The sequence below is a fragment of the Halorubrum halophilum genome (genome assembly GCF_000739595.1).
In the GTDB taxonomy this organism is placed as follows: Archaea; Halobacteriota; Halobacteria; order Halobacteriales; family Haloferacaceae; genus Halorubrum; species Halorubrum halophilum.
Genome location: NZ_BBJP01000081.1, coordinates 18,568 through 44,781 on the forward strand (window position 1 = coordinate 18,568; position 26,214 = coordinate 44,781).

Annotated in this window: 33 protein-coding genes and 1 tRNA gene; 19 read left to right on the forward strand and 15 right to left on the reverse strand. The window is 68.7% G+C overall.

The features are described 5' to 3' along the window. Positions 1–16: 16 nt before the first annotated feature. From proS to ACP96_RS16045, 3 genes are all read left to right on the forward strand, one after another. Complete coding sequence (gene proS / locus ACP96_RS16035; RefSeq protein WP_050034091.1) at positions 17–1,492, forward strand: proline--tRNA ligase; 1,476 nt, start codon at positions 17–19, stop codon at positions 1,490–1,492. A gap of 114 nt (positions 1,493–1,606) precedes the next feature. After that, positions 1,607–2,944, forward strand: a complete 1,338-nt coding sequence (locus ACP96_RS16040; protein ID WP_050034092.1) for a hypothetical protein — start codon at positions 1,607–1,609, stop codon at positions 2,942–2,944. A gap of 143 nt (positions 2,945–3,087) precedes the next feature. Further along, positions 3,088–4,272, forward strand: coding sequence for a helix-turn-helix transcriptional regulator (locus ACP96_RS16045; RefSeq protein WP_050034093.1), 1,185 nt, complete (start codon positions 3,088–3,090; stop codon positions 4,270–4,272). 12 nt (positions 4,273–4,284) lie between these two features. Here the strand turns inward: ACP96_RS16045 and ACP96_RS18945 are convergent, their stop codons facing one another. Together ACP96_RS18945 and ACP96_RS16050 are read right to left on the reverse strand one after the other, a co-directional pair. Then, positions 4,285–4,416 (reverse strand): rubrerythrin-like domain-containing protein, encoded by a 132-nt coding sequence (locus tag ACP96_RS18945; protein WP_152663291.1) that lies wholly within the window; start codon positions 4,414–4,416, stop codon positions 4,285–4,287. Positions 4,417–4,537: 121 nt separating this feature from the next. Continuing rightward, a tRNA-Thr gene (locus tag ACP96_RS16050) sits at positions 4,538–4,610 on the reverse strand. A 228-nt stretch (positions 4,611–4,838) separates the two neighbouring features. Between ACP96_RS16050 and ACP96_RS18950 the strand changes: the two genes are divergently transcribed. After that, entirely contained in the window at positions 4,839–5,003 is a 165-nt protein-coding gene (locus ACP96_RS18950) for a hypothetical protein (RefSeq protein ID WP_154020514.1), read from the forward strand. A gap of 182 nt (positions 5,004–5,185) precedes the next feature. Here ACP96_RS18950 and ACP96_RS16055 read toward each other — a convergent pair whose 3' ends face one another. Further along, entirely contained in the window at positions 5,186–6,175 is a 990-nt protein-coding gene (locus ACP96_RS16055) for a class I SAM-dependent methyltransferase (RefSeq protein ID WP_050034094.1), read from the reverse strand. 76 nt (positions 6,176–6,251) lie between these two features. Further along, on the reverse strand, positions 6,252–6,530 hold the full coding sequence (locus ACP96_RS16060) for a ribonuclease P protein component 4 (protein WP_050023136.1): 279 nt from the start codon (positions 6,528–6,530) through the stop codon (positions 6,252–6,254). Positions 6,531–6,661: 131 nt separating this feature from the next. On the opposite strand from ACP96_RS16060, the gene ACP96_RS16065 reads away from it, so the two are divergent. The 5 genes from ACP96_RS16065 to ACP96_RS16085 all read left to right on the forward strand — a co-directional run bounded on the left by ACP96_RS16065 (position 6,662) and on the right by ACP96_RS16085 (position 9,822). Then, a complete protein-coding gene (locus tag ACP96_RS16065) occupies positions 6,662–6,856 on the forward strand; it encodes a methytransferase partner Trm112 (RefSeq protein WP_164471153.1) in 195 nt (64 codons plus the stop codon). A gap of 90 nt (positions 6,857–6,946) precedes the next feature. Beyond that, positions 6,947–7,528, forward strand: coding sequence for a DUF7524 family protein (locus ACP96_RS16070; RefSeq protein WP_050023137.1), 582 nt, complete (start codon positions 6,947–6,949; stop codon positions 7,526–7,528). Between the two features lie 101 nt (positions 7,529–7,629). Further along, positions 7,630–7,818 (forward strand): hypothetical protein, encoded by a 189-nt coding sequence (locus tag ACP96_RS16075; RefSeq protein WP_050023138.1) that lies wholly within the window; start codon positions 7,630–7,632, stop codon positions 7,816–7,818. A 23-nt stretch (positions 7,819–7,841) separates the two neighbouring features. After that, positions 7,842–8,285 (forward strand): RNA-binding protein, encoded by a 444-nt coding sequence (locus ACP96_RS16080; RefSeq protein WP_050023140.1) that lies wholly within the window; start codon positions 7,842–7,844, stop codon positions 8,283–8,285. A gap of 91 nt (positions 8,286–8,376) precedes the next feature. After that, positions 8,377–9,822: an FAD-dependent oxidoreductase gene (locus tag ACP96_RS16085; protein ID WP_050034095.1), complete on the forward strand. Its 1,446-nt coding sequence runs from the start codon at positions 8,377–8,379 to the stop codon at positions 9,820–9,822. A gap of 6 nt (positions 9,823–9,828) precedes the next feature. Here ACP96_RS16085 and ACP96_RS16090 read toward each other — a convergent pair whose 3' ends face one another. The 4 genes from ACP96_RS16090 to ACP96_RS16105 form a co-directional block, all read right to left on the reverse strand. Further along, positions 9,829–10,341 (reverse strand): hypothetical protein, encoded by a 513-nt coding sequence (locus ACP96_RS16090; protein ID WP_050034096.1) that lies wholly within the window; start codon positions 10,339–10,341, stop codon positions 9,829–9,831. Beyond that, the gene (locus ACP96_RS16095) at positions 10,338–10,832 is read right to left on the reverse strand and encodes a phosphopantetheine adenylyltransferase (protein WP_050034097.1); all 495 of its coding nucleotides are present in this window, start codon (positions 10,830–10,832) and stop codon (positions 10,338–10,340) included. Before ACP96_RS16095 ends, ACP96_RS16090 begins: the two co-directional genes overlap by 4 nt. 60 nt (positions 10,833–10,892) lie before the next feature. Further along, the gene (locus ACP96_RS16100; protein ID WP_050034098.1) at positions 10,893–11,528 is read right to left on the reverse strand and encodes a winged helix-turn-helix domain-containing protein; all 636 of its coding nucleotides are present in this window, start codon (positions 11,526–11,528) and stop codon (positions 10,893–10,895) included. An 85-nt stretch (positions 11,529–11,613) separates the two neighbouring features. Then, a complete protein-coding gene (locus ACP96_RS16105) occupies positions 11,614–12,693 on the reverse strand; it encodes a glutamate--cysteine ligase (protein WP_050034099.1) in 1,080 nt (359 codons plus the stop codon). 108 nt (positions 12,694–12,801) lie between these two features. On the opposite strand from ACP96_RS16105, the gene ACP96_RS16110 reads away from it, so the two are divergent. The 3 genes from ACP96_RS16110 (at position 12,802) to ACP96_RS16120 (ending at position 15,675) form a co-directional block, all read left to right on the forward strand. Continuing rightward, positions 12,802–13,809 (forward strand): M48 family metallopeptidase, encoded by a 1,008-nt coding sequence (locus ACP96_RS16110; protein WP_050034100.1) that lies wholly within the window; start codon positions 12,802–12,804, stop codon positions 13,807–13,809. 298 nt (positions 13,810–14,107) lie between these two features. Continuing rightward, a complete protein-coding gene (locus ACP96_RS16115; protein ID WP_050023144.1) occupies positions 14,108–15,211 on the forward strand; it encodes a sulfite exporter TauE/SafE family protein in 1,104 nt (367 codons plus the stop codon). Positions 15,212–15,237: 26 nt separating this feature from the next. After that, a complete protein-coding gene (locus tag ACP96_RS16120; protein WP_050023146.1) occupies positions 15,238–15,675 on the forward strand; it encodes a universal stress protein in 438 nt (145 codons plus the stop codon). Positions 15,676–15,832: 157 nt separating this feature from the next. On the opposite strand, the gene ACP96_RS16125 is transcribed toward ACP96_RS16120, so the two are convergent. Together ACP96_RS16125 and nth are read right to left on the reverse strand one after the other, a co-directional pair. Beyond that, positions 15,833–16,387 (reverse strand): DoxX family membrane protein, encoded by a 555-nt coding sequence (locus tag ACP96_RS16125; protein WP_050023148.1) that lies wholly within the window; start codon positions 16,385–16,387, stop codon positions 15,833–15,835. A 177-nt stretch (positions 16,388–16,564) separates the two neighbouring features. Beyond that, complete coding sequence (nth, locus tag ACP96_RS16130) at positions 16,565–17,248, reverse strand: endonuclease III (protein WP_050034101.1); 684 nt, start codon at positions 17,246–17,248, stop codon at positions 16,565–16,567. Positions 17,249–17,361: 113 nt separating this feature from the next. On the opposite strand from nth, the gene ACP96_RS16135 reads away from it, so the two are divergent. The 5 genes from ACP96_RS16135 to ACP96_RS16155 all read left to right on the forward strand — a co-directional run bounded on the left by ACP96_RS16135 (position 17,362) and on the right by ACP96_RS16155 (position 20,544). After that, positions 17,362–17,727 (forward strand): hypothetical protein, encoded by a 366-nt coding sequence (locus ACP96_RS16135; RefSeq protein WP_050023152.1) that lies wholly within the window; start codon positions 17,362–17,364, stop codon positions 17,725–17,727. Between the two features lie 94 nt (positions 17,728–17,821). Then, positions 17,822–18,859, forward strand: coding sequence for a VOC family protein (locus ACP96_RS16140; RefSeq protein WP_050034102.1), 1,038 nt, complete (start codon positions 17,822–17,824; stop codon positions 18,857–18,859). Then, positions 18,856–19,569: an alpha/beta hydrolase gene (locus ACP96_RS16145; protein ID WP_050034103.1), complete on the forward strand. Its 714-nt coding sequence runs from the start codon at positions 18,856–18,858 to the stop codon at positions 19,567–19,569. The genes ACP96_RS16140 and ACP96_RS16145 overlap by 4 nt, the downstream gene beginning before the upstream one ends. A 67-nt stretch (positions 19,570–19,636) precedes the next feature. After that, entirely contained in the window at positions 19,637–20,179 is a 543-nt protein-coding gene (locus ACP96_RS16150; RefSeq protein ID WP_050034104.1) for a DUF2249 domain-containing protein, read from the forward strand. Positions 20,180–20,268: 89 nt separating this feature from the next. Beyond that, positions 20,269–20,544: a transcriptional regulator gene (locus ACP96_RS16155; RefSeq protein ID WP_050023154.1), complete on the forward strand. Its 276-nt coding sequence runs from the start codon at positions 20,269–20,271 to the stop codon at positions 20,542–20,544. A gap of 24 nt (positions 20,545–20,568) precedes the next feature. Here the strand turns inward: ACP96_RS16155 and ACP96_RS16160 are convergent, their stop codons facing one another. Beyond that, complete coding sequence (locus tag ACP96_RS16160; RefSeq protein ID WP_050023156.1) at positions 20,569–21,234, reverse strand: O-methyltransferase; 666 nt, start codon at positions 21,232–21,234, stop codon at positions 20,569–20,571. A gap of 136 nt (positions 21,235–21,370) precedes the next feature. Between ACP96_RS16160 and ACP96_RS16165 the strand changes: the two genes are divergently transcribed. Continuing rightward, the gene (locus ACP96_RS16165) at positions 21,371–23,047 is read left to right on the forward strand and encodes an acyl-CoA mutase large subunit family protein (RefSeq protein WP_050034105.1); all 1,677 of its coding nucleotides are present in this window, start codon (positions 21,371–21,373) and stop codon (positions 23,045–23,047) included. Between the two features lie 20 nt (positions 23,048–23,067). Here the strand turns inward: ACP96_RS16165 and ACP96_RS16170 are convergent, their stop codons facing one another. Both ACP96_RS16170 and ACP96_RS16175 read right to left on the reverse strand, forming a co-directional pair. After that, positions 23,068–23,382: a YbjQ family protein gene (locus ACP96_RS16170; RefSeq protein WP_050023158.1), complete on the reverse strand. Its 315-nt coding sequence runs from the start codon at positions 23,380–23,382 to the stop codon at positions 23,068–23,070. 79 nt (positions 23,383–23,461) lie between these two features. Then, positions 23,462–24,265 (reverse strand): formate/nitrite transporter family protein, encoded by an 804-nt coding sequence (locus ACP96_RS16175; RefSeq protein WP_050023160.1) that lies wholly within the window; start codon positions 24,263–24,265, stop codon positions 23,462–23,464. Positions 24,266–24,390: 125 nt separating this feature from the next. On the opposite strand from ACP96_RS16175, the gene mce reads away from it, so the two are divergent. Further along, entirely contained in the window at positions 24,391–24,777 is a 387-nt protein-coding gene (mce, locus tag ACP96_RS16180) for a methylmalonyl-CoA epimerase (RefSeq protein ID WP_050023162.1), read from the forward strand. 147 nt (positions 24,778–24,924) lie between these two features. Here mce and ACP96_RS16185 read toward each other — a convergent pair whose 3' ends face one another. Further along, entirely contained in the window at positions 24,925–25,425 is a 501-nt protein-coding gene (locus ACP96_RS16185) for a hypothetical protein (RefSeq protein WP_080509882.1), read from the reverse strand. Positions 25,426–25,483: 58 nt separating this feature from the next. Then, entirely contained in the window at positions 25,484–26,131 is a 648-nt protein-coding gene (locus tag ACP96_RS16190; RefSeq protein ID WP_237561701.1) for a hypothetical protein, read from the reverse strand. Between the last annotated feature and the right edge of the window lie 83 nt (positions 26,132–26,214).

Genomic DNA, 26,214 nt, shown 5'->3' on the forward strand with positions numbered 1-26,214 from the left:
CACCCTTCACTGGACAATGAGCGACGACGACCAGGAACTCGGAATCACCGAGTCCAAGTCACACAACACCGGCGAGTGGTACGCCGAGGTCGTACAGAAGGCAGGGCTGGCGGACTACGGCCCCGAGGGGATGAGCGGGTTCATCGTCACCCGCCCTCGCGCGTACGCGGTATGGGAGCGGCTGCAGGGGTTCCTCGACGCGAAGTTCAAGGACACCGGCGTCCAGAACGCCTACTTCCCCCTATTTATCCCCGAGTCGTATCTCGAACGCGAGAAGGACATCGTCGAGGGGTTCGACCCCGAGGTCGCGTGGGTGACCGAGGCGGGCAACAAGGAACTCGAAGAGCGGCTCGCGGTCCGCCCCACCTCCGAGTCGATCATCACGCCGTACATCAGCCAGTGGGTGCGGAGCCACCGCGACCTCCCGCTGCGCGTGAACCAGTGGTGCTCGGTCGTGCGCTGGGAGGCGACCGAGACGAAGCCGTTCTTCCGCACGAAGGAGTTCCTCTGGCAGGAGGGCCACACCGCGCACGCGACGAGCGAGGACGCGTGGAACGAGACGATGACGCGGCTCGACCAGTACGCCTCCGTCTACGAGGACCTGTTGGCGATGCCCGTGCTGAAGGGCCAGAAGCCCGACCACGACAAGTTCCCCGGTGCGGAGACGACCACGACCGTCGAGGCGCTGATGCCCGACGGCAAGTCGGTGCAGGCCGGAACCTCCCACAACCTCGGACAGTCGTTCGCGGAGGCGTTCGACATCACCTACTCCGACGAAGACGAGGAGGTGCGGCTCGCGCACACCACCTCGTGGGGGCTCTCGTGGCGCGCGCTCGGCGCGCTGATCATGACGCACTCCGACGAGCAGGGGCTCGTGCTCCCGCCGGGCGTCGCCCCCGAGCAGGTCGCAGTCGTCCCGATTTGGCAGGAGGACACGAAAGACGACGTGCTGGAGTACGCCGAGGGCGTCGCCGACGACCTCGACGACGCGGGGATCCGCGTCGAGCTTGACGACCGCGACGGGCGCAACCCCGGGTTCAAATTTAACGAACACGAGCTCAACGGCGTCCCGCTCCGGATCGAGATCGGTCCCCACGAGGTCGAGGACGGCGAACTCACCCTCGTTCACCGGCCCGACGGCGAGAGCGCCGTCGAGGACCGCGACGGGGTCGTCGAGACGGTCCGAGACCACTTCGACGAGGTGTACGCGAAGCTGTACGCCGCCGCCGAGGAGACCCTCGACGGCGAGGTGCGCGAGGCCGACGACCGCGCAGACATCCTCGGGACGCTCGGCCAGCACGGCGGCTACGTGAAGGCCCCGTGGTGCGGCGACGAGGAGTGCGAGGAACCGATCAAGGAGCCGATGGCCGCCGAGATCGTTATGGTCCCGTTCGACGACGAGGACCCCCTCGTCGAGGGAGACCACGACGAGACCTGCGCGATCTGCGACGACGACGCCGAGCGGACGGCGTACTTCGCGAAGTCGTACTGAGCCGACACGGTCGCCACGCAGAATCCTCGCCCGACGCCGTCCCCCGTTTAATCCGCGTTGATCCGGCTTAACGGAGATCAGTATATATAGGGATACGTCGCGTACCGTCAGGTAATGAAACGAGGGATCGCACTCATCGCCGTCGCGGTCGTGCTCGTCGGTATCGCCGGGATCGCCGCGGCCGGTCCCGTCGGAACGGCCGTCGCGCAGGACGACCCAGTGGCGACGAACGAGACGGGTGAGCGTAACGGCGCGGAGACGGCGAACGGAACCGACATCAGCCCCGGCGAGCGCCTCTCCGGCGTGATCGGGGTCCAGCGCGCCGAGATCTCCGGCGAGGTGGAGTCGCGCTCGTTCGAGGTCGCGCTCAACCGCACGGAGGCGCCCGAGGAGCGGGCCGACCTGGTCGCCGAGCGACTGAACGGGACCGAGGAGCGACTGGTCGCGATCGAGCGGCGCCAGCGGGAGCTCCGCGAGCGCCGCGACGCCGGCGAGCTGAGCCAGGGCGCGTTCGCCGCCCGGATGGCGGAGACGAGCGCTCGGGCCGAGACGATCAAGCGCGAGGCGAACCGGAGCGCCGACGTCGCTCGCGGGCTCCCAGAAGCGGCGAGGGCGAACCGCGGACTCGACGATGACCGGCTCAACGAGGTCCGTCAGCGGGCGAGCGAGGCGAGCGGCCCCGAGGTCGCGGCCATCGCTCGCGGCGTCGCCGGCAACGGCGTGGGCGGCCCACTGGCGTCCGAGCGACGCGGGCCGCCGGGAGGCGCGGGCGCTGGCGAGGGCCCCGATCGCGGCGATGGACCGGGTGCCGGTGATGGACCGGGTGCCGGTGATGGACCGGGTGCCGGTGATGGACCGGGTGCCGGTGATGGACCGGGTGCCGGTGATGGACCGGGTGCCGGTGATGGACCGGGTGCCGGTGATGGACCGGGGGATGGTGATCGTCGGGGTACGGGTGGCGGCCCGCCCGATGACGGACCGTCCGGTGATGGCCCGCCGGACCGCGACAACCGGGCGGACGCCGACGGCAACGAGACGGACACCGGCGGAAACGCGACGAACGCGACCCCCGACCCGACAAACGCGACCCCCGACTCGACGAATGCGGTCGAGGATCCGATAGACGACGCCGGAAACGCCGGTAACGCCGGAAACGTGAGCGACGGCGCCGATCGGGGGACAGAAGCCGGTGACGGCGACTCGACGCCCCCAGGTGACGACCCGTCCCCGCCTGCTGGCAGCAATAGCGGTAGTGACGACCGCGGTGATGGACCGGGAGCCGGCAGCGGGAACGGACCCGGGGGCAGCAGCGGGAATGGACTCGGGGCCGACAGCGGGAACGGACCCGGAGCCAACGCCGCGAACGGCGTCGGCACGGTCGCGGAGCGTCTCGCCGGACCGCTGACGGCCGGGACCGACTTCGTTCGGGGAGTCGTCGGTATCGATGGATAAGTCCGGAGTGGCCCGGTCGCGTCGCGGAGTGACCGCGAGCGACCGGCGTTGTGCTCACCTGCAAACGCCGCTCGGCTTGATCCCGGCTCGTCCTCACTCGTGAGATGGGAAGCGATTTATCCGAGCCTCGTAACGGTTCGTCCGTGCAGCGAACGGTGCTCCTTCTCGTCGTCGTCGCGGTCGCCGCCAGCGCCGGACTCGCGTCGATCGGGGCCGCACAGAGCGGTGCGGGCCTCCAGGCCGGCGGTTTCGACCAGATGGACGTCAACCCGGACGACGTTCTGATCGAGGTCTCCGTCGAGCCCGACGGGGACGCGGTCTGGGAGACGCAGTACCGGGTCCAACTCGCGAACGACGACGAGGAGCAGGCCTTCGAGGAGCTCCGTGCGGACGTGGAGTCGGACCCGGACGCGTACGCGTCCCAGTTCGGTGAGCGCATGCGCGCGACGGCCGACACCGCCGAGAACGCGACGGGCCGCAAGATGAACGTCACGAACGTCACGGTGACCGCCGATCGACGCGAACTCCCGCAGTCGTACGGCGTCCTGACGTATCGGTTCGAGTGGAGCAACTTCGCGGCCGTCGACGGCAGCCGGCTCGTCGTCGGGGACGCGATCGACGCGCTGTTTCTCGACGAGACCTCGTCGCTCATCGTCTCGTGGGAGGACGGCTACCGGCTCGGCGACGCGTCGCCGTCGCCGACCGAGACCCGCGACAGCGCGGTCGTCTGGCAGGGCCCGGTCGACTTCACCGAGGGCGAACCGCGCGTGACGATCGAACCCGAGGGGCGCTCCGCGGGGGCGGTCCCGTTGGTCGCGGTCGGACTGCTCGTCGCGATCGTCGCCGTGGTCGGCTACCGACGCCGGCCGTGGGGAAGTTCGGAGGCCAGTAGCCCCTCGGAGGGACCGGCTGCGACGGCCGACGAGTCCGCGGACGACGCGGAGGATTCGAAGAGCGCGGCGGCCGCGACGGCAGTGGCCGGTGCCGACGGGGATGACGGTCCCGCCGGATCCGGCGACGATACGGGGGCCGACTCGGCGGCACCGATCGACGACGACCTGTTGAGCAACGAGGAGCAGGTGCTTCGGCTCGTCGAGGCCAACGGCGGCCGGATGAAACAGAAGCGAGTCGCCGAGGAGCTCGACTGGACCGCTGCCAAGACGAGTCAAGTCGTGACGGGGCTCCGCGATGAGGGCGATCTCGACGGATTCCGGCTCGGCCGCGAGAACGTCCTCTCCCTGCCCGACTACGATGCGACGACAGACGATGGAGAAGGGGACGAGGAGGACGACGAGGGGAAAGCAGACGACGCCGGTGACGGCGAGTGACTCCCGCCCTCGTTACAGATCCCGCGACCGTCCGAGATGTTGAAGCTCTCCGCCGCACTCGCAGGTGCCGCCCGACTCGGATCGCGCACCGCATTTGAAACACTCGTACAGTTCTTCGCCGTTAGTCTCTGATTCTGGTCGCATATTATGACAAACGTTAGCAAGAGGGATAGATACCGCCCTAATATTCTTTAGAGAGTATAATCGGATTGCTGGCGCTCTGTGAACGAACGATCGGTTTGACGGAGAGTGTGAAAGAAACGAAAGCCGGAGGAGGGATTTGAACCCTCGACCTATTCCTTACGAAGGAATCGCTCTGCCAGCTGAGCTACCCCGGCACGCGTCTTACCATTCCCGAACGGAAAAATAAGGGTTCCGAAACCGCGGCGCCACGCTCCGCGCGATCACGCGACACCGGCCGATTTCGAGCGATCGCTGTCATCGATCGACTGTGTGCGTCTGTTTCGAAATACATTCGATATCGTTCGAATTGATGTACAGAATAGAACATCGTCTCAGGAATATAAGGAAAAAGCATATATGCGTGTTTGGACTTCGGTTGAGATGTGATCGCACCGATCGCGTGCCGCGATGGCGGGGATCGACTCCCCCGACGGTGTCTGCCCGGTCGGAGCCCGTACCGGGCGTCGCTCGTCTCGTCGGTCGCGACCCCCACCGCGACCCGGCGCGGCTGTCACCACTATCAGCGATCCGACACGGCCGGCGTGTGACTCACGTCTCCGACGTGCCAAGCGCGAAATCGCCTCTGGCCCCGACCGTCCGCGGCCGTGGACTCTTGTCATGTGACGGGCCCGCAGCCGTCCCGACCCGTCGGCGTTCCCCGGGTGGGACGGCAGTCACGCTGTCCGCTCGCCCCGCAAAGCGGTGTCGCCGTCCTCACAACCGCTCGTTCTCACACCCGCGTCAGCCTGACGTCCAGACAGACGTTGTACTCGTGGGGCGCGTACGACCGGACGACGCGCTCCGTCTCGACGCTCACGTCGTACGCGTCGCCGGCGGCCTCGCGGATCTCCCGCGTTCCGGGGCCGAACGGGTCGTCTTCGTGTTGGATGTCGTAGTAGTGAACGACGCAGTCGTCGCCCGCCAGCCGAACGGCGGTGTCGAGGAACTCGTCGGCGGAGTGCGGGAGGTTCATCACGAGCCTGTCGGCGGTATCGGCGTACTCGTCGCCGATCTCCCGCACGTCGCCGGCGATCGCGGTCACGCGGTCGGCGACGCCGTTGCGCTCGGCGTTCTCCCGGAGGTACTCCACCGCACGCTCGTTGAGGTCGCAGGCGACGGTGCCGGCGCCGCGAGCCGCCATCGGCACCGCGTAGGGGCCGACGCCGGCGAACATGTCGATCGCAGTCTCGCCCGACTCGACCTGCTCGATCACGCGGTGGCGCTCGGTGGCGAGTCGCGGGGAGAAGTACACCTCGGCCACGTCCAACAGGAACTCGTGGCCGTACTCGCGGTGGACCGTCTCGGTGCCGTTCCCCGCCAGCACGTCCCAGCGCCGGACGCGCAGCTCGCCCTCGATCGGGGAGGCTCGGTTGAGTACCGTCTCGCAGGGCACGTCGGAGGCCATCACCGCCTCGGCGATCTCGCGGGCGCGCTCGTCGTCGTCCTCGTCGACGATGACGATGTCGCCGAGCCGCTCCAGCGAGGGCTCGTAGCCGAGGATCGCGGCGGGAGTCCGCGGACGGTCGCGCTCGGCGGCGTCGCGCTCGACGATCGTCGCCGCGAGGTCGCCGGGGACCGCTTCCGGGTCCGTAACGGGGATGTAGATCGTATCGCCGTCGACCGCGATCTCGTGGGCGCCGTCGAGGGCGTCGGCGTCGGCGAGCCGTTCGCGGACCGCCTCGCCGCGCTCGCGCTCGACCGCGACGCAGGGGACGCTCATTGTCGCGAGAACGCGGGGCGAGCCATAAACGCTGACGCTTTATCCGTCCGAGGCCGGAGCGGAGGGCCGCGCCGGGTCAGTCGAACGGGTACCGCGCGGTCGCTCCGCACTCGCGACACCGCACGACGACTCGTCCGGGTCGGAGCCGGACGCGGCTCGTCTTCCCCGGGCGGAGGTAGACGCCGCAGTCGTCGCAGGTCTTCCGCGAGAACTCGGCGGGGACGCCGCAGCGGTTCCGCTCCGCGATCCGGCGCGCGAGCGCGACGTACTCCCGCGCGCGGTCGTACTCGTCGTCGACGACGGCCTCGCGGGCGAGCGCGAACAGCCGGTCGATCCGTTCCGACGGGATCCCCATACCTCGCCGGGCGTGACGGATCGGCAAAGTCGTTGTCATCCGGGGTGACGCTTCGGACGCCCCCGAAACCCTCTGACTCCCGCGCCCGCCAACCCGCACGCTTTTTTAGCGGTCCGCGCGAACGACGCGACATGAAGGAATCCCTGATGGACGTCGTCTGCTGCCCGCTCGACAAGGCCGACCTGGACCTCGACGTCGACGAGCGAGACGACGAGGAGATCCTCGCGGGGACGCTCACGTGCACCGAGTGCGGCGAGACCTACCCGATCGAGGACGGCATCCCGAACCTCCTCCCGCCGGACATGCGCGAAGAGGCGGCGGCGTAGGACGCGTCGTCTTCTTTCCTCCGCCTCGTTCCGCACTGATTCCCCGTTCCGTACTGCATCTTTTTTTAGTGTGAGTACGTCGACCCGAACGTGTCGACACTCTCCGTCGAACTAAACGGGGACGCGGTCCACTCGATCGGGGCGCCCGGCCGGTTCGAGACGACCGGGCCGTTCGCCGTCGCGCTCGAGAACGAGGGCCGTTCCACGCACGTCCACCTGCACTTCGACGACGACCTCGACCGGTTCGTCTCGGTGGCAGAGACGAACCACTTCGTCGACGACGAGGCCACGAGACACGTCCACGTCTCGGTCGACGGCGTGACGGAACCGGTCCGCGGAAAACTGAAGATCGTCACCGGCTACGGCTCCGAGACCCGGTACGTGGACATCCGGATCGACCCGCCGGAGGACACCGTCTCCGAGGAGGTCGCCGTCGACGAGGCGTTCGCGAAGCCCCCGGAGCGCCCGCCGGAGGTCTCGCCGGCTCAACGCGTCGCGAACGCGGTCGACCGCCTGATCGAACGAGGCGGCGTCCCCGGAGCGATCGCCGCGTTCCTCGCGCTCGCCGTCGGGGTCGCCATCGCGCTCGCGCTCGACAGCGCGGTCGTCACGGCAGCCGTCGTCGTCGTGTTGACGGTGTCGCTCGGGGCGGCGCTTCTGGCGGTCTGGTGACGGAGGTAGGCGGGAGCGGCGGCGTCGGTCTCGCCGGCGACTCCGCCCGCCGATCGCCGCGAATCCGGGCGCTTTTAAGCGTGCCAGCGGAAAGTTGGCGTATGAGCTTCGAGAAGGAAGACGAGGTCGTCCTCCACGACAAACACAGCGAGTACGACGGCGAGACGGGCACGATCACGCAGGTGATGGAGACGATGTTCGGCGACGCGACCTACACGGTCAGCTTCGAGGACGGTCAGGAGACCGGCGTTCCCGAGGACGACCTCGACGCCGTCGAGAGCGAGGAGTAACTCTCCCCCTTTTCCCGACCCGCATGGCCAAAGTCCCCTTCCACTACGTCGACCTCCGGGCGTTCGCGTACGCCACCGAGGACGAGAAGCGGGTCGCTGACGCCCTCCGGACGTTCCTCCCCGAGGACGCCGAACTGGACCGCGTCGAGAACGTCGGCCACCACGGCGACCGGATCGTCGTGCTCTCGGCTCGGATCGAGAACGCCGACGGGATGCGCCACGTCCTCGACCGACTCTCCGGGCTCGACGAGGTCGACCGCGTGATCGACGAGCTCGACCAGCGGGTCGACGACAACTGCGCGCTGTTCCTCCGCGTCGACAAGCAGGCCGCGTTCCGCGGCGAGGTCCGCCTCGGTCCCGGGATCACCGTCCGCGCGAAGGTCGAGGCGTACCCCGCAAAGAAGGAGGCCGCTGTCGAGAACGCCCGGGAGACGCTGTCTCGGCTTCGGGACGACGGCGATACGTAGCCGGCATCCGTAGCCGGCGACCCGTTCTGTCGACGCGCACGCGTCGCATCCCCGGCGTGCCTTTTTACCACCCCCTGCCGTCGATGTGCCCATGAGCGACCCGTTCGTCGTCGTCGGTGCGGACGCGGCCGGACTGAGCGCGGCCAGCAAGTTCCGCCGCGAGGCGCCCGACCGCGAGGTCGTCGTCTTCGAGAAGGGGCGGTGGATATCGTACGCCTACTGCGGGATGCCGTACTTCATTGAGGGGAGCGTCGAGCGCATGTCGGACCTCCTCTCGCTGTCGCCGAGCGAGGTCGACGAGCGCGGGATCGACCTCCGACGCGGGCACGAGGTCGTCGGCGTCGACCCGGACGCAAAGACCGTCGCCGTCGAGACCGCCGAGGGCGACTCCGTCGAGCAGCCGTACGACGACCTGCTCGTCGCCACGGGCGGACGCGCGACGACCGGCCCGTTCGACGTGCGGGGGGTGGACGGCGCGTTCACCCTTCACGACATGAACGCCGCGGCCGCGATCGACGCGTACGTCGCCGAGCCGGACGCGTACGACCCCGACCGCGCCGACGTGAGCGCGGTCGACCGCGAGCTCGTCGAGCGCAACGCCGCGATGCCGGCCCCCGAGACGGCGGCGATCGTCGGCGGCGGCTACGTCGGCGTCGAGATGGCCGAGGCGCTCGTCGGTCGTGGACTCGACGTGCACCTCTTCCACCGCTCCGGCCACCTCCTCTCGGACTTCGGCGAGGCCGTCGGCGAGCGCGTGGCGGACGAACTGGACGCGAAGGGCGTGACGGTCCGCACGAACGCCCCCGTCGAGAGGATCGTCGGCGACGACCGGATCGAGGGGATCGCCTTCGACGGCGGAGACGGCGCCGAGACGCTCCCCGTCGACCTCGCGGTCGTCGGCGTCGGGATCCGACCGAACACCGGGCTCCTCGACGGGACCGGGGTCGAAACCGGTGAGGGCGGCGCGATCCGCACCGACGAGTACGGGCGGACGAGCCTCCCCGACGTGTACGCCGCGGGCGACTGCGCGACCGCGACCCACGCCGTCACCGGCGAGGAGGCGTGGGTACCGCTCGGACTCACCGCGAACCGGGCCGGGCGGGCGGTGGGTGCAACGGTCGCCGGCGACCCCTCGCCGGCGGGCGAGATCGCGGGTACCGCGGCCGTGAAGGCGTTCGACATGGAGGCCGGTCGCGTCGGACTGGTCGAGGAGGCGGCGGCCCGGAAGGCGGGGTTCGACCCGGTCCGCGAGACGGTGACCGCCGGCTCCCGGTCCGGCTACTACCCGGGCGCGGCGCCGACCGACGTGACGCTCGTCGCCGATCGCGACACGAGGCGCCTCATCGGCGGGAGCATCGTCGGCTCCGACCGCGCCGCGGTCCGGATCGATACGCTCGCGACCGCGCTGGAGGCGGACATGACGGTCTCGGAGGTCGAGCGGCTGGACCTCGCGTACGCGCCGCCCTTCTCGCCGGTGTGGGACCCGATTCTCGTGGCCGCGAAGGTGCTCAACGGGACGCTCGACGAGGAGAAGTAGTTCGGATCAGTCGTCCGGCTCTGCGCTTTCGTCCGCAGGATCCGGCTGACTCGCTCCCTCGGTACCGCCGATTCCGGCGACGACGCGCCCGACCACGTAGCCGGCGACGCCGACCGCGACCGCGGCCGCGACGGCGACACCGAGCGGTTCGATCAGTGCGACGAGGAAGGACAGGGGGTCGGCGAGCGGGATCGAGTACGGCTCCGGCCCCGAGGTTCGCAGGAGAACCGCCGCGAACGGACCGTACGCGAGGAGGACCGCCGGGAGCACGCCCCCGCCGACCGCGGCGAAGGCGACGACGCCGACCGCGGTCAGGATCGCTATGGCCGCAGCAACACTGGCGGCGGCGGGCGAGAGCCCCACGATCCCGCCGACGATCCCGACCGCGTCGAAGGCGACGTACGAGACCGCGAAGCCGACCGCGCTCCAGACGGCGGCGCGCTCGAATCCGGTCTCGCCGAGGGCGACGCCAGCGAGGGCGTCGAGGCGTCCGGAGTCGGCCGCGTCGTCTCCCGTCATTCCGGGCGAGTCGCCCCTCGTCCCTCCCGGTCGGGGGTGAGGTTGCCGTGTTCGTCGATCTCGCCGGCGACGATCCGGGTCGAGGAGATGCGCTCGCCGTCGTCGGCCGTCTCGTGGTCGACCACGACGAGTTCGAGGGGGTCGTGGCCGCGTTCGCGGCGGATCTCGTTGATCTGTTTCCCGCCATCTCTCGTCTCCGGAGAGACGATCAGCGCGTCGAACTCGGGCTCGACGGCGATGCCGGTGGGATCGGTCAGCTCGCGGATCTCGAACTCCCGGCCGTGCTCGTCGGCGAGGCCGGACAGCTCGGCCTCGAGGTCGCGCTTCCGGCGGTCGTACGGGCGGACGTACCGCTCGACGTGTCGGGTCTTCGGCGCGAGCTCGTCCGACGTGAGCCCGACGGTCACGTCACCCAGCTCGAACGCCCGTTCGAACAGCTTCCGGTGGCCGTCGTGAACGGGATCGAACGTACCACCCAGCGCGACGTTCATGCACAACGGTTGCGCGGACGGAACTTAAAACGTCTCGAAGCAGGAGCGGCCGGCCGCGACTCAGCGGTCGTCGGCTTCGTCGCTGTCGGTTTCGTCGTCGTCAGCTTCGCCGTCGTCAGCTTCGCCGTCGTCGCTGTCGACGGTCTCTTTGCCCCCATCGCTCTCGCTGCTCTCATCTCCGTCTCCGTCGTCCGCTCCGTCGCTGTCGACCGATATCTGGACCGGCTCCGCGTCGCCGTCGGGCGACTCGCCGCCGAGCCGACGGTCGAGGTTGAACACGGCGTTGAGTTCGCGCTGCACGTCGCCGACGACGCCCTGTACCAGCTCGCTCGGCGCGATCGCCTCGTACTCGTAGGGGTTGTTGCCCGCGCCGCTCGCCTCCCGCTTGTCGCGGTCGACCGTCCCCTCGTCGTGGAGCTCCGCGAGCGCCTCGCGGACCGTGCTCGGGTAGAGGCCGGTCCCGTCGGCGACCTCGTCGCTGGTGCTGTTCGGGTTGTCGCGGAGGTAGACGTAGATCCGCGCGCGGGTCTCGGTGTCGAGCAGCCACGACAGGAGGTCGACGACGTTGTCGTCGAACCCCTTAACTGCCTTGTCAGCGCCCTCTCCGAGTCGTTCCTTGGTCTTTCGGAGCTCCTCGCGGGTCCGCTCGGTGGGCGACTCGCCGTCGGAGTCGTCGACGGAATCGTCAGTAGTCATACCGGAAACTCGGGTCCGCGCGCCCAAAAGCGTTTCTCGTCGTTTCGGTTCCAACGGAACGTTCTCATCGCCTCTCGACTCCCGCCTACGGCGACAACACGAGGTCCTCGCAGAGCGCGTCGAGGCCCCCTTCCTCCTGAAGCCGGCGCTGGCGTCGGGTGCCGCTCTCCGCCTCGTACACCGAGCGGATCCCAGAGATTCCGAGGCGGTCGCACTCGTCTTCGACGACCTCGCCGAGCGAGACCGTCTCCTCGCCGTCGCGAGCGATGAAGGAGGCGTCGTGGCCGTGGCGGATCGCCCGCCACTTGTTCTCGTCCAACAGCTCCCGGCGGAGGGCGGGTGCGGATTCGCCGTCCGCGTAGCACTCGGCGTAGTCGACGACGAGGGCGTGGACGTACTCGACCATCGCGAGGGTGACCGCCGGATCGCGCTGGGCGTCCGGCGCGCGCACCTCGACGGTCCCGTGACCGGTGTGGGGGCGCACGTCGAACCAGAGCTCCCCGCGGTCGTCGATGGAGCCCTGCTCCACCATCCGGCGCTCGTAGCGCTGGAAGGCGTCGAAGTCGTCGAACGCGGACGGGATCCCCGTGTTGGGGAGGTTCTCGAAGACCTTCGCGCGGGCCGACGAGAGCCCGGTGTCGAAGCCGTTCCAGAACGGGGAGTTCGCGGAGAGGGCGAGCAGGATCGGGCAGTGCCACCGGAGCCGATTGGCGATCCAGACGGCCTTGTCCGCGTCGTCGACGCCGACGTGGACGTGGAGCCCCGCCGTGGTGTTCCGGTGTTGGGGGTACTGGATCCGGTCTAGCTGTGCTTGGTACCGCGGCTTCTCGGCGTGATCGAGCTCGCGCCACTTCGCGGCCGGATGGAGCCCCGCGGCGGCGATCCGGTAGCCGTCGGCGGCGGCGTGGTCGACGAGCGCCTCACGAACCGTCGAGAGGGCGTCGGCCGCGTTCGACGGGTCCTCGATCAGCTCCGTCTGCGCCTCGATGGTGCACTTGAACAGCTCGTGGTCGAACCCCTCCGGGACCTCCGCCGGGGGGTCGCGACCGTAGACGAGATCGTCGGTCCCCGAGGTCGGGCGGCCGTCGGCATCGACGATGTAGAACTCCTCTTCGATGCCGAGGGTCCCCATCCGGGCGAACGCGTCCCGCGAACCGAGTTCCATTACCGCTCCGTACCGGCCGCGCGGTCTTATATGAATTGGAACCCGAAACAGGGCGCCGGCCGTACAGGGGATTCAACTTTTTTAGGCGTTCGGTCGAACCACCTCGATATGCCCTCCAGATCGCCGTCACTTATCGCGGGGATGTTCGCTGCCGTTCTCGGATTAGGGATAGTTTCCGTGGTGTTTCTCGTCGGTGTGTGGGCCGTCCTCTACGGGCTCTTTTCGTTCATCGGTGTGGCCCCGGCATCGCACTTCGCGGCGGGCAGTACCGCGCTGACGATCGCGAGTGTCGGGTATCTCGAACATCGACAGATCGACACGATCGAACGCGTCGCCGACGCCGAACGCATCGATAGAGAGGACGAACCGGCGTTGCACGAGCTAGTCACGCGGGTCGCAACGCGGCTCGATATCCCCGTCCCGACGATCGCGCTCTCGGAACGGCAGGCGCCCGAGGCGCTCGTCGTCGGATTCCGGCCGGGAAACGTCCATCTAATCCTGTCCCGCGGGACGCTCGACGCTCTCGAGGGAACCGCGGAACTGGAAGCCGTGATCGCCCACGAACTCGCGCACGTGAAAAACCGGGACGCGATGGTGATGACGATCGTCTCCCTGCCGGTCGTTCTGGCGAAGGGGCTCGCGACCCGAATCGCGGACATCGAGAGTCCGGGGTGGACCGCGGTCGTCATCGTCCCGCTCGGACTCGTCTCGACGGTCGTCTGGGGAGTCGGAAAAGGGATCACTGCTCGCCTGTCTAGGGTGAGAGAACGCGCCGCGGACCGCGTTGCAGCGGAGATAACCGGGTCACCCGCGGCGCTGGCGAGCGCGCTCAAACGGCTCGATCGAGACATCTCGGAGACGCCGAACCGCGATCTGCGCGACGCGTCCGGTATCTCGTCGCTGTCGATCCTCTCGCTCGAACCGGAGGAGCCCGAAAAGGTGATGCTCGGTCCGGAGGGCGACACAGAGCCGTCGTACTGGTGGCTTCGCACGCGACTCCACCGGTTCCAGCGCTGGCTGTTCCGAACGCACCCGCCGACGGACGACCGTCTCGACCGACTCGCTGCGTACGAACGCAGGCAAGAGGGACGCGCCCCACCAGAGAGACAGTCCTGAAACCCGGTCGAGAAGTTAAATGACGGTGATTTTGTAAGAACCACGGAGAATCCTCCGCATCTCCCGGGTTTTTCATTACAAACGCTCTAAAACGGAGATTCTTTACACACGGATTCAGTACTGGCGGGCCAATACGTGATCCCACGACTGCACCAGTGCCGCGACGGATTCCCGGGGCGTTCCCCTGAACGAGGGAGTTCGTCCGGATGTCGACGCTACTGTCGTTCGCTGGCGGTATCTCACCGCTCGCCGTTGACCACCCTCGCTCGCAAAGCGCTATTTTGACACACTGCTACCGATGAGCGCAACTCGATCCCAACGGCTCCAGAAGTCGTTTCTGAAGTATCAACACGTATTCGTCTTCGCAGCGCCGGCGGTGTTCGTGGCGCTGGTCCTGTTCGCCGCACCGACCGGCGGGAGCGGTGGGCTGGACTACTGGCTGGAGTACTGGTGGCTGTTCCCCTTCTTTCTGCTCGGGGCGACGACCGTCAACACGGTCGGGATCAGCGGCTCGGCGCTGTTCGTGCCGTTCCTGATCTTCATCTTCCCGCTGTTGTCGGGAGAGACGCTCACTCCGGAGACGCTCGTGAAGGTGGGGCTGATCAGCGAGTCGTTCGGCCTCTCGGCCTCGTCGATCGCGTTCATCCAGTACGGGCTGGTCGATCGGCGACTCGCGCTGACGATCGTCGCTGGGAGCGTTCCCTTCGTCATCGCCGGGGCGCTGCTGTCCTTCTTCATCCCGGAGCCGCTGTTCCACGCGGCCCTCGGCGCGGCGCTGCTCGTCGCCGGCTTCCTGATGCTCAACGCCGACATCGGCCACGGTGAACCGGACGAGGCCGACGACGCCGTCTCGACCGACGGCGGCTCGCCGGCGGACCTTCCCGACGACGCCGGGAAACTCGGCCCCGCGGGCGTCGACACCACCGACGAGGGCGAGGTCACCCGGGTCGACCGCGAGGGCGACACGTACGAGTACTCCTGGACGGGGTATCTCGAACGGTTCGCCAACTACAGCGTCGGCGGGACCTTCCAGGGGCTGGCCGGCTTCGGAAGCGGCGAACTCGGGATCATCTCCCAGCTCCGGACCGGCGTCCCCACCCGAGTCGCCATCGGGACCAACCACATCATCGTCGCGACGACGGCGATCCTCGCCTCGCTCGTCCACGTCTTCGGCGGGACGATTCTCGGCGCGTTCGGTTTCGGCGGGGTCCACTCGCTGAGCCTCGCCTCGACGCCGTGGAACATGGTCGTGTTCACGGTCCCCGCGACGGTCACCGGCGGACAGATCGCTCCGTACGTCTCGAACGCGCTCGACACCGGAACCATCCAGAAAGGCGTCGCCGGCCTCTTCGGCATCATCTCGGTCGCGCTGTTCCTGATGGCCGGCGGGGCCGGGATCTGATACGGCCAGACACACGACACTCACGCATGTACGATCACCTACTCTTGCCGACCGACGGAAGCGACGGGACGTCGACGATCGCCGAGCACGTCGGCTCGCTCGCCCGACAGTACGACGCGACGGTCCACGTGCTGTCGGTCGTCGACACGCGCAACCGATTCGAGGGCCCGAGCATGGGCCTCGGAACCGAGACCTGGGAAGACGCCGAGCGCGAACGCGCCGAGCGGGCCGTCGACGATGCCGCCGGTGCGCTCCCGGACGGCGTCGCCGTCGAGCGTCGCGTCGAGTCGGGCGTCCCGCATACCGAGATTCTTGACTACGCCGACGCGGCCGACGTCGACCTTCTCGTGATGGGAACGCACGGCAGAACGGGGATCGACCACTACCTGATCGGCTCCATCGCAGAGCGGGTCGTCCGGCAATCACCGGTCCCGGTGCTGACGGTACGCATCGCCGACGAGTGAGGGCCTCCACGCTACAGCCGCAAACGTCGAAGGGCCGTCGATAGCTCGAACACCAAAAGCAGATTCGGTCGCACCGGACGCCGATTTATCGAAAACGAGTCGGCGGCGCGCGGTCGCACGCCGCTGCTTCGATTCTCCCGGCCGGATTCGTCCCCGCTCAGCCGAGGACGTAGCGGAGCGCCGGGAACTTCTCGACGAGCGCCTGCCCGCCGACCTCCAGTTGCTCGATGTAGGCGTCGAGGCCGAGGACGCGGCCCGCGCCGAACGCGGCGACCGTGAGGAACACAATCGCGTACACCAGCGTCGAGTCGAACAGCGCGAGGACGTCGCCGCTCCACCCGCCGAGGTAGAACAGCGCCATCTGCATCGCGCCGCCGAGCGCGGCCAGCCGGACGAACGCCCCGGCGATGAGCGCGACGCCGATGAGCACCTGCGTGACCGGGACGACGACGTTGACGACCTCCATCAGCGCCGGGCTCGACGCCATCGCGGCGAACAGCCCGCTCACCGGGCTGGCCGCGTCGACGTTCGCGAGGTATCCCGCGGCGTCGAACGGCCACTCCGAGACCTTCCCGAGGCCGGCAAACAGGATCATCCCGCCGATGGTCGCCCGAAGCAGGACGATGAACAGCGCCGACAGCGAGTGCGCCTTCCCCAGGAGCGTGACGCCGCCGATCTCTCCGCCGAACTCGTTTGTGTTTTTGGTGGACATTGTGTCTCTCCTCATGTACGGATACGCCGGGTGTACCGATAAACCCGGAAGCGAGTTCCACTTCGGAGGGAACGGATCGGCGATCTCCCCCGGTCGTTGGGGTCTTTAAGTAAATCGTCCCGAACACGTTCCCGGCTTCCACACGCTCCGCCGCTCGTCAACTCCGCGCTGCCCCACTCACCACGCCTCGCCGCTCGCCAGGTCCACGTCGCCGTCGCCCTTCTTGGAGGGGCACACGTCCGCGAGCACGCAGTCGTCGCAGTCCGGGTTGATCGCGGTACACGTCGCGCGGCCGTGGTCGATCATGAGGTGCGTGAACTGCTGCCAGTCGTCTTCGGGGACCACGTCGAGGAGATCCTGTTCGATCTTCGTCGGACTCTCCTCTTCGGTGATCGCGAGCCGGCGGGTGAGGCGCTGGACGTGGGTGTCGACGACGATCCCCTCCACCACGTCGTGGCCGTGTTGGAGCACGACGTTGGCGGTCTTGCGGCCGACGCCGGCCAGATCCGTCAGCTCCGACATCGTGTCGGGCACCTCGCCGTCGTGTTTCTCGGCGATGTCGGCGCAGGCCGACCGGATGTACTTCGCCTTGTTGTTGTAGTACGTGATCGAGTTGATCGCCTCCGCGAGCTCCTCTTGGGGCGCGTTCGCGTACTCTTCGGGCGTCTCGTACGTCTCGAAGAGCTCGGCACAGACCTTGTTCACGCGCTCGTCCGTGCACTGCGCGGAGAGGATCACGGCGATGAGCAGCTCCAGCCGGTTCGAGTAGTTCAGCGAGATGGTCGAGTCCGGGTACTCCTCGTAGAGCCGATCGAGGACCTCCTCGACCTGCTCCTCCCGCGGCTCCAGTGGCGTGCCCATATCGTGTTCCTCCGCGCGGGCGCCATTGAACGATCCGGAAGCGGCGCGCTCTCACCTCACGCGACCTTGGCTCGAACCGGCAGATTCACGTCGTATCACCGACACGTTAGCGCGTGTCCCGGTCCCGCGATCAACGGCGGCGACGCCCGGCCTACCGACGACGGCCACAGCAGTTCTACTGGCTGTGGATCGCCGCGACCGCGACGTACGGGGTCGGCGACATCGTCTCGACGATCGCCTTTCTGGAGTACGCTCCGACGGTCCAGGAGGCGAACCCGGTCGTCGCGCTCGCGCTCGACGCGTTCGGGCTCGGCGGGCTGGTTATCCTGAAGATCGCCGTCTACCTGATCATGCTCTGGATCAGCGTCCACGGCGCCCGCGAGGGCGACGCGTTCCTCTACTACTTCCCGCCGGTCCTGCTGACGGTCGTCGGCACCTATCTCACGGCGAGCAACGTTCGGTTGCTGTTGATCGCCTGAGGCGGTCGGCTGCGACTCGCTTTCCCCAGCCGGCCTCTCCGCCTCCCCTTCCCCGACCGACACCGGTTTGCGCCGGCGCGACCCATGTCGGCCCATGCTCTCGGACACCCCGGGCCTCCACCACGTAACGGGGATCGTCGGCGACGCCGGCGCAAACGCCGCGTTCTACGCGGAGACTCTCGGACTCCGGCTCCTGCGCCGGACCGTGAACTACGAGGACAGCCACCAGTACCACCTCTACTTCGGCGACGCGACGGGCTCTCCCGGCTCCGTGTTCACCGTCTTTCCGGACCCGCACGGCGACCCCGGACGCGCCGGGAAGCCCGGGTACGCCGCCGTCGCCTTCGCGGTTCCGCCCGGCTCGCTCGACTACTGGCGCGAGCGACTGACCGATCGCGGAGTCGCGGTCGAGGATATCTCCTCCTCCGAACGCTTTGGCGACCGCGCGCTCTCCGTCTCCGACCCCTCCGGCACCCGCGTCGAACTGGTCGAGAGCGACGCGGACGGCGACCCGTGGATCGACGGTGGCGCCGACGACGCCACCGACGCCGATTCGGCCTCGGAGCCGGACCCCGTCCCCGAGTCGACCGCGATCCGCGGGCTGTACGGCGTCACCGCGCTCCCTACGGACCCGTACGGGACGGCGAGCGTGCTCGACACGCTCGGCTTCGAGTACGAAGCGGAGACCGGCGACCGGATCCGCTACCGCGCCCCCGGCGACCACGCGACCGTCGTCAACCTCCTCGACCGGGACGCGCCGTACCTCCGCGAGGGGCCGGGCGCGCTCCACCACGCCGCCGTGCGCATCCCCGACCGCGACGCGCTCCTCGAGTGGCACGACCTGTTCCGCGACCGCGGCTACGACGTGTCGCGGGTGAAGGACCGCCACTTCTTCCACTCGCTGTACGTGCGCGGTCCCGGCGGGCTCCTCGTCGAACTCGCGACGGAGGCCCCGACGCCCGACGGGCCGCAGACCCCCGGCCTCGCGGACCCCGGCGTGACCGGCCACGCGACCGAGCTGTATCTCCCGCCGCGGTTCGAGGACGACCGCGAGCTGATCGAGAGCCAGCTCCCCGACTTCGAGATCGGGGGAGGGGGCGACGGGAACACCCGACCGGACGCCGATCGATGACCCGGAGGCTCTCGGGCGTTGATGGCCCGCACGCCGACGCCACGCTGGAGACCGCGGGGGCCCCGGCCGCGGCGGCGGAGGTCGCGGTCGTGCTCGTCCACGGTCGCGGGGGAACGGCCGAGGGGCTGCTCCGGATCGCCGACGAGTTCTCCCGGCCGGGCGCGACGCTGCTCGCCCCGAACGCGGTCCGCTCGAACTGGTTCCCGGCCGGTCACGACGCGCCGATCGCCGCCAACGAGCCGGCGCTGACCTCGGCGGCCGACTGCGTCGCGGCGACCCTCGACGCCGCCGGCGATATCGGAATCGGACCCAAGCGCGTCGTCCTCGTCGGCGTCTCGCAGGGCGGCGCGGTCGTGAGCGAGTTCCTCCGGCGTCGGCCGGGGCGGTACGGCGGCGCGTTCGTCGTCTCCGCGGCGCTCCCGGGCGAGGACCTGGCGGAGCGTTCGGTGATCGACGAGGACGGGGCGGTGAACGAGACCGGGCTCGGGGACCTCGCAGGCACGCCCGTTGCGCTCGACAGCAGCGAGGACGACCCCTACGTGCCGGTCGAACGCGTCCGTGCGACCGCGGACGTGTTCCGGCGGGGCGGCGCGTCAGTCGACCTCCGGATCGACGAGGGCGACGGCCACGGGCTCTCGGACGCGACGATGGCGCGGATCGGCGAGCGGATCGCGGAGTTGCTTGCGGACGACTCCGCCCTCGACGAGTGAGACCGATCCGCAACTCCGAACGTGTTCGCGACACGGCCCATCCCCCTCCGGACGCGAGTAGCGACCGATGACCGAACTCGACGTCAGACAGATCCCGCCGAGCGAGCGGCACGACCGGATCCACGATGCGTTCGCCGAACTGGACCCCGGCGAGACGCTCACCGTCGTCAACGACCACGAGCCGACGCCGCTCTACCACGAGATGGCGGCGGAGGTGCCCGCGTTCGACGCGGACGGCTACGCCGTCGAGCGCGAGGAGGCCTCCCGATTCGTCGCGGAGTTCCCGAAGGTCGAGGTCGAGTCGGGCGCGGAGACGGTCCGGCTCGCCGACCTCGACGGCGAACCGCATGCGGCGGCGTTCCCGGGCCGCGAGCCGAAGACGGTCCGGCTGTCGCTGGACACCGGCCAGAGCGTCCCCGAACACACTCACCCCGACCGGACGGTGCTGTTCCACGCGCTGACGGGGGCGTTCGAGGTCCGGCTCGACGGCGAGGAACACGCGGTCGAGGCGGGCGAGATCGTCCGGTTCGACGGCGAGACGGCTGTCGAGCCGACCGCGACCGAGGACGCCACCGCACTCGTGGTGCTGGCGCCGAAAGCGGACGCGTGAGGCGGGGAGAGACGGGTGAGTGAGACGGAGGCGGTGAGCGAGGCCGGCCCCGCCGTCGGCGTTTTATACGCCGCCGTCGAATCCGGCCCATGGAGACGACTCGACAGCGCATCGCCGACACGCTCCGCGAGGGACCGGCGACCGCGAGCGACCTCGGAGAGACGCTGTCGCTGCCGACGCCGGTCGTTCTCGATCACGTGGAGCACGTCTCGCGGTCGGTCGACGGCGACGCGGAGCTGCTGGTCGCGCCGCCCGAGTGCCGCGACTGCGGCTTCGACGCCTTCGACGACCCGATCAACGAGCCCTCGCGGTGCCCGGAGTGTAAGAGCGAGCGGATCGAGGAGCCGGCGTTCGTGATCCGGTAGGAGCGTTGTTATAACGCCGCGTCCTCACTCCACCTTCGTCGAGACCGCGATCCCGGACCCGACCGGGAGGATCGCGGTCTCGACGGCGTCGTCGGAGCGCACGGTGCCGACGTACTCGCCGATACCCCGGGTCTCGCCGTCGATCTCGGGGTCCGGCAGGGGCGCGCCGTCCTCGAAGTGCGCGACGAGGTCGCCGAAGTCGATCGGGCCCCTAGTGACGTTGTCGGCGACGATCACGCCGCCGGTCCGGACTTTCGGGAGCACGGTGCGGTAGGCCTCGGCGTATCGGCCTTTCTGGTGGTCGATGAGAACGACGTCGAAGGGGCCGTCGTAGCGCTCGATCGTCTCCATCGCGTCGCCGACCTCGAAGGTCACCCGGTCGGCGTATCCGCCGTCGGCCGCGAACTGGACCCCGCGTTTGGCCTCCTCCTCGTCGAACTCGGTGCAGATCACGGCGTCGGCGCCGCCCCGGAGGAACCACGTCGCGGAGTAGCCGAAACCGGATCCGAACTCGAAGACGCGCTCGGCGGCGGTCAGGCGAGCGAGGAGCCGGAGGACCGCACCCGCCTCCGGACCGATGGTGGGGAAGCCCCAGTCGTCCGCGAGGGCGGCCATCTCCGCCTGCGTCGGGGTGTGTTCCGGCGCCGTCGCGGCGAGGAAGCGCTCGGCCGAGTCGGAGAGGATGTCCATGCTCCGGATTCGGCCGGCCGACACTTGAAACCGACCGTCGGCGGGAGTTCGGTGCGTTTGGGGGCGGACTCGGAGAGGGACCCGAGATCCCCACCCCCGAAAAGTGTTAAGTCCCGCTCGCGCGACCGGTTTAGTAATGTACGATCCCGAGGAACTGGACGCGATCCGGGACGCCAAGGAGTCGTGGGAGGAGGGGACCTACGGCGAGACGGTCGACCGGTTCGGGGAGCGCAAGGAGTCGTTCACCACGGACACGGGCGGGCAGGAGGTCGACCCGCTGTACACGCCCGCCGACATCCCCGACCACGACTACCGCGAGGACCTGGGGAACCCGGGCGAGGAGCCGTACACCCGCGGCGTCTACTCGACGATGCACCGCGGGCGGCTCTGGACGATGCGCCAGTACGCGGGGATGGGGACCGCCGCGGAGACGAACGAGCGGTTCAACTACCTCATCGATCAGGGCTCCTCCGGGCTCTCGATGGCGTTCGACCTCCCGACCCAGATGGGGTACGACTCCGACGCCGCGATGGCCGAGGGCGAGGTGGGCCGGTCGGGCGTCGCCATCGACACCCTCGACGACTTCGAGACCGTCTTCGACGGGATCCCGCTCGACGAGGTGTCCACGTCGATGACGATCAACGCCCCCGCGGGCGTCCTCCTCGCGATGTACGTCGCGATGGGAGACAAACAGGGCGTCCCGCGCGAGGAGCTTCGGGGTACGATCCAGAACGACATCATGAAGGAGTACGTCGCACGGAACCTCTACATCTACCCGCCGGAGCCCTCGATGCGGCTCATCACGGACATCTTCGACTTTTGCGCCGGCGAGACCCCCAACTTCAACACCATCTCCATCTCGGGGTACCACATCCGCGAGGCGGGCTCGACCGCCGCACAGGAGGTCGCGTTCACGCTCGGCAACGGGATCGAGTACGTGCAGGCCGCGATCGACGCCGGGCTCGACGTCGACGACTTCGCCCCCCAACTCTCCTTCTTCTTCAACGCTCACAACAACATCTTCGAGGAGGCCGCGAAGTTCCGCGCCGCCCGCCGGATGTGGGCACAGATCATGGAGGAGCGGTTCGACGCGCAGAACCCCAAGTCGAAACAGCTCAAGTTCCACACCCAGACCGGCGGCTCCACCCTGACCGCCCAGCAGATCGAGAACAACGTCGTCCGGGTGTCGTATCAAGCACTCGCAGCGGTGCTCGGCGGTACCCAGAGCCTCCACACCAACGGGAAAGACGAGGCGCTGGCGCTCCCGACCGAGAAGTCGGTCCGCACCGCGCTCCGTACCCAGCAGATCCTCGCACACGAGTCGGGCGCCGCCGACACGATCGACCCGCTCGCGGGCTCGTACTACGTGGAGAACCTCACCGACGGGATCGAGGAGGACGCCTTCGAGATACTGGAGGAGGTCGATCGCCGCGGCGGGATGCTGGAGGCGGTCAAGAGCCAGTGGGTCCAGCGGCAGATCCAGGACGTGGCCTTCGAGCGCCAGCGCGAGATCGAGGACGGCGAGCGCGTCATCGTCGGCGTCAACCGGTTCGAGGTGGACGAGGAACCGGAGATGGACTTAGAGGAGGTCGATCCCGAGCAGGAACAGAACCAGCGCGAGCGACTCCAAGGGGTGAAGGCCGACCGCGACGACGAAGCGGTCGACGACGCGCTCGAATCGCTTCGCGAGGCCGCGCAGGGCTCCGAGAACGTGATGCCGCACATCGTCGACGCCGTGAAGGCGTACGCGACGGTACAGGAGGTCTCGGACGTGCTCCGCGACGAGTTCGGGGAGTACAAGCCGGGGCGGTAGGAGGCGGTCGGGCGGCGGTTCTACCGCAGCCGAACAGCGGTCCCGTACGCGAGGATTTCCGCCCCGCTATCGGCGATCGAGGAGGTCGTAAACCGAACGTTGACCACGCCGTCGGCGCCGAGCGCCTCCGCCTCCTCGATCATGCGATCCTGTGCCTGATCCCGAGCATCGGTCATCAATTCGGAATACCCCTTCAGCTCGCCGCCCGCGAGGTTGCGGAGGCCCTGAGTGATGTCGCGACCGACGTTGCGAGCGCGGACCGTATTCCCACGGACGAGGCCAAGCGTCTCGACCACTTCCTTGCCGGCGATCGATTCGGTGTTGGAGAGCTCCATACCGGCACGATTTGTCGGGTGAGAACTTAAATGTCGACGGCAATCGGTCGCCCGCCCTGCCGTCGGCCTTTCCGTTAGCTCAGTCCGCCCCGCGGACGACGTGCCCGTACTTCAGCAGCGCGACGAACACCGCGCCGCCGAAGGCGTTGCCGATCGTCGCTAACACGAGGAACGCGGCGTAGTCGGCCAGCGTGATCGCGGGCGAGACGAGCAGTCCGAACAGCACCTCGACGTTGCCCGCGATCGAGTGCGGGAGGTGGAGGAGGCCGATCGTTCCGGTGACGATCAACACGAGGAGGATCCGGCTCGTCGTGTCCTGCGCCGCCGTCACGAGCCACGCCAGCAGACCCATCAGCCACCCGGCGAAGACGCCGCCGACGAACAGCCACGGGAGGTCGTGGTCGACGAGCTTCAGCGCGATCGTCTCGAACGACTGTGGGTCGACAACGCCGAGCTCCGGCATCAGCAGGGTCACGAGCAGGGTGAAACAGAGGCCGCCGACGATGTTCCCGACGTACACCAGTCCCCAGAGTCGGCCCAAGTCTCGGAGCGAGGCCTGCCGGTCGAGGACCGGGATCACGGCCAGCGTCGTGTGCTCGGTGAACAGCTCCGAGCGGCCGAGGATGACGAACATGAAGCCGATAGAGTAGACGCTAGCGAGCAGGAGCTCGGTCGTGAGGTCGCCGAAACCCCCCGGCGAGAGGGTTAACACGACCGCCATCATCAACGGACCGAACCCGATGTCGAGCCCGGCCGATACCCCCGAGAGCAGCAGTCCAGAGGGCTCCCGATTCATCTCGTGGAGCCCGCTCTCGAGCAGCGAGTCGAGGATGCCCCGCGAGGTCATTTGCTCCGTCGACACCTCGGTCTGTGAGTCGCTCACTGGTGGAGTCGCTCGCCGCTACTCCCGGGCCGCACCCAAACCTTTGGGTCTCGGCGGGGACCGAGAGCGATGTGACCGCTCTCCCGCTCGGTTCTTATAAGTCGGCGGCGGCCGATCCGAAGCGCATGCACTTCGACCACGTCGGCGTCGCGACGCGCGACGCCGCTGACCTCGCCGACCTGTTCGACGGGCTGCTCGACGCGCCGGTCGCCCACGAGGAGACGTTCGAGGGGATGGACGTCGTCTTTCTCGAACTCGACGACGGCGGCTACTTCGAACTGCTCGAACCGACCGCGGGCGGCGCGATCGATGACTACCTCGACCGCGAGGGTCCGGGGATCCACCACGTCGCGCTCGCGACCGACGACGTCGCCGGAGCGCTCGCCCGCGCCCGCGACCTCGGGGTCGACCTCATCGACGATGAGCCGCGTCCGGGGGCGTGGGGCCACGACGTCGCCTTCCTCCACCCGCGCTCGACCGGTGGCGTGCTCGTGGAGTTCGTCGAGCACTGAGGGCGACGCGGTCGCCGGACGGGGAGACGGCGATCTCGCCGATCTGGGTCGGATCGTCGTAGACGTTGAGCGGCAGTTCCGACATGCGCCCATCGATCGGCGGACGGAGGAAATACGTTCGGAACGCGAAGGCCGTCGAGTCTCGGCTCAGCCCTCGGTCTCGGTCACGCCGCGCTCCGCGGCGCGCTCGCGTATCAGCCGCGCCCGCTTCCGAACGCGGGCGACGTAGCGGTCGATCTTCTCCGGCTTCTCCCCGTAGTATGAGGCGACCCACTGCCGCCCCGTGTCTGGCTGCGTGAGGAGATACCCGACGAGCGTGTCGCGGCCGGCTTGAATGATCGCCGGTGGGACGCCCCGGTCGCCGGTGCCAGCCTCCTGGAAGCCGTTCACGTCGAAGTACACGTCGGCGTACAGCTCTGCGGTGTCGGGGTCGTCGAACACGACCCCCTCGTGATGCGGGGCCTGGAACCGGTAGACCGGATCGCCGTCCGGGGACGCCTCCTCGCGGATGCAGACCCCGAAGGCGTAGGAGGCGTGCATCGATCCGTCGCGGTTGGTCGTGTCGGCTCCGTCTGTCGGCGTGTCGTCATTCGCTTGCGTATCACTGTTCGCCGGTTCGTCGGTGGGTGCGTGGTTCGTCTTTGACATCGTGGTCTGGTGGTCGCTTCGCCTCTGGCGGGTCCGGTCAGCGGGGCCGACGAGGACGCTACGAGCGCCGGCGCGCCACGGCGAGGGCCGAGAGCGCGACGATCGCGACGAGCGCCCCGAGCAGAGCGAGGGCATCGGTCGGGAGGGCGTCGGCGCTCCCGCCTAGCTCGTCGACCGGTCCCGCCGAGGGCGGGTCCGCGCTCTCGGTGGCGGACGCCGACGAGTCCCCCGTGACGGTCAGGGCCCCGGCCTGTGCGGCCGGCTGGATCCGGTCCCCGTCGTTGGTATCGACCTGCTGGGGTTCGACGGCCAGTTCGGCTTCGCCAGGCGCGTCGCCGGCGATCTCGACCGTCGCGAGCGTCACGTCCGACGCGCCGGCGTCGATCGTCGATCCCATGTCGGCCGCTTCGAGCGTGACCGTTCGGCCCTCGTCGCCGACGGCCGGATCGGTCGTGAGATCGAACCGGTCGGGGTAGCTCGCGGACTCGATGTGCGCCACGTTCGGGTCGTCGACGGTTAGGTCGATGTTGTACCCCGCGAGCCCGTTCGGCGCAGACGTGAGCACCACGTCGACCGTGGCGGTGCCGGACGCGGAGAGATCCGCGTCGGTCACGCTGACCGCCGGGCCGTCGGTCTGAGCCGTCGCGAGGCCCGCTCCCGCGCCGAGGAGCGCGAGCGCAGCGAGAGCGACCGCGAGGTGCGTCATGGTCGTGTCTGAGGACGTTTCGGGAGCGTCAGTGCGCGTCTGGGTGTGTTTCGTCATTGGTGTGTATGGTGGGTGTCTCGGAG

Excerpts from the sequence above, each read along its gene's own strand:
- ACP96_RS16110 (WP_050034100.1), top strand. The coding sequence starts at position 12,802 with ATGCCCTCCAGATCGCCGTCACTTATCGCGGGGATGTTCGCTGCCGTT.
- ACP96_RS16075 (WP_050023138.1), top strand. The coding sequence starts at position 7,630 with ATGAGCTTCGAGAAGGAAGACGAGGTCGTCCTCCACGACAAACACAGC.
- proS (WP_050034091.1), top strand. The coding sequence starts at position 17 with ATGAGCGACGACGACCAGGAACTCGGAATCACCGAGTCCAAGTCACAC.
- ACP96_RS16040 (WP_050034092.1), top strand. The coding sequence starts at position 1,607 with ATGAAACGAGGGATCGCACTCATCGCCGTCGCGGTCGTGCTCGTCGGT.
- ACP96_RS16115 (WP_050023144.1), top strand. The coding sequence starts at position 14,108 with ATGAGCGCAACTCGATCCCAACGGCTCCAGAAGTCGTTTCTGAAGTAT.
- ACP96_RS16150 (WP_050034104.1), top strand. The coding sequence starts at position 19,637 with ATGACCGAACTCGACGTCAGACAGATCCCGCCGAGCGAGCGGCACGAC.
- nth (WP_050034101.1), bottom strand. The coding sequence starts at position 17,248 with ATGGGCACGCCACTGGAGCCGCGGGAGGAGCAGGTCGAGGAGGTCCTC.
- ACP96_RS16170 (WP_050023158.1), bottom strand. The coding sequence starts at position 23,382 with ATGGAGCTCTCCAACACCGAATCGATCGCCGGCAAGGAAGTGGTCGAG.
- ACP96_RS16140 (WP_050034102.1), top strand. The coding sequence starts at position 17,822 with ATGCTCTCGGACACCCCGGGCCTCCACCACGTAACGGGGATCGTCGGC.
- ACP96_RS16155 (WP_050023154.1), top strand. The coding sequence starts at position 20,269 with ATGGAGACGACTCGACAGCGCATCGCCGACACGCTCCGCGAGGGACCG.
- ACP96_RS16165 (WP_050034105.1), top strand. The coding sequence starts at position 21,371 with ATGTACGATCCCGAGGAACTGGACGCGATCCGGGACGCCAAGGAGTCG.
- ACP96_RS16060 (WP_050023136.1), bottom strand. The coding sequence starts at position 6,530 with ATGGGGATCCCGTCGGAACGGATCGACCGGCTGTTCGCGCTCGCCCGC.
- ACP96_RS16090 (WP_050034096.1), bottom strand. The coding sequence starts at position 10,341 with ATGACGGGAGACGACGCGGCCGACTCCGGACGCCTCGACGCCCTCGCT.
- ACP96_RS18945 (WP_152663291.1), bottom strand. The coding sequence starts at position 4,416 with ATGCGACCAGAATCAGAGACTAACGGCGAAGAACTGTACGAGTGTTTC.
- ACP96_RS16120 (WP_050023146.1), top strand. The coding sequence starts at position 15,238 with ATGTACGATCACCTACTCTTGCCGACCGACGGAAGCGACGGGACGTCG.
- ACP96_RS16190 (WP_237561701.1), bottom strand. The coding sequence starts at position 26,131 with ATGACGCACCTCGCGGTCGCTCTCGCTGCGCTCGCGCTCCTCGGCGCG.
- ACP96_RS16095 (WP_050034097.1), bottom strand. The coding sequence starts at position 10,832 with ATGAACGTCGCGCTGGGTGGTACGTTCGATCCCGTTCACGACGGCCAC.
- ACP96_RS16160 (WP_050023156.1), bottom strand. The coding sequence starts at position 21,234 with ATGGACATCCTCTCCGACTCGGCCGAGCGCTTCCTCGCCGCGACGGCG.
- ACP96_RS16125 (WP_050023148.1), bottom strand. The coding sequence starts at position 16,387 with ATGTCCACCAAAAACACAAACGAGTTCGGCGGAGAGATCGGCGGCGTC.
- ACP96_RS16100 (WP_050034098.1), bottom strand. The coding sequence starts at position 11,528 with ATGACTACTGACGATTCCGTCGACGACTCCGACGGCGAGTCGCCCACC.
- ACP96_RS16145 (WP_050034103.1), top strand. The coding sequence starts at position 18,856 with ATGACCCGGAGGCTCTCGGGCGTTGATGGCCCGCACGCCGACGCCACG.
- ACP96_RS16065 (WP_164471153.1), top strand. The coding sequence starts at position 6,662 with ATGAAGGAATCCCTGATGGACGTCGTCTGCTGCCCGCTCGACAAGGCC.
- mce (WP_050023162.1), top strand. The coding sequence starts at position 24,391 with ATGCACTTCGACCACGTCGGCGTCGCGACGCGCGACGCCGCTGACCTC.
- ACP96_RS16105 (WP_050034099.1), bottom strand. The coding sequence starts at position 12,693 with ATGGAACTCGGTTCGCGGGACGCGTTCGCCCGGATGGGGACCCTCGGC.
- ACP96_RS16085 (WP_050034095.1), top strand. The coding sequence starts at position 8,377 with ATGAGCGACCCGTTCGTCGTCGTCGGTGCGGACGCGGCCGGACTGAGC.
- ACP96_RS16055 (WP_050034094.1), bottom strand. The coding sequence starts at position 6,175 with ATGAGCGTCCCCTGCGTCGCGGTCGAGCGCGAGCGCGGCGAGGCGGTC.
- ACP96_RS16080 (WP_050023140.1), top strand. The coding sequence starts at position 7,842 with ATGGCCAAAGTCCCCTTCCACTACGTCGACCTCCGGGCGTTCGCGTAC.
- ACP96_RS16185 (WP_080509882.1), bottom strand. The coding sequence starts at position 25,425 with ATGTCAAAGACGAACCACGCACCCACCGACGAACCGGCGAACAGTGAT.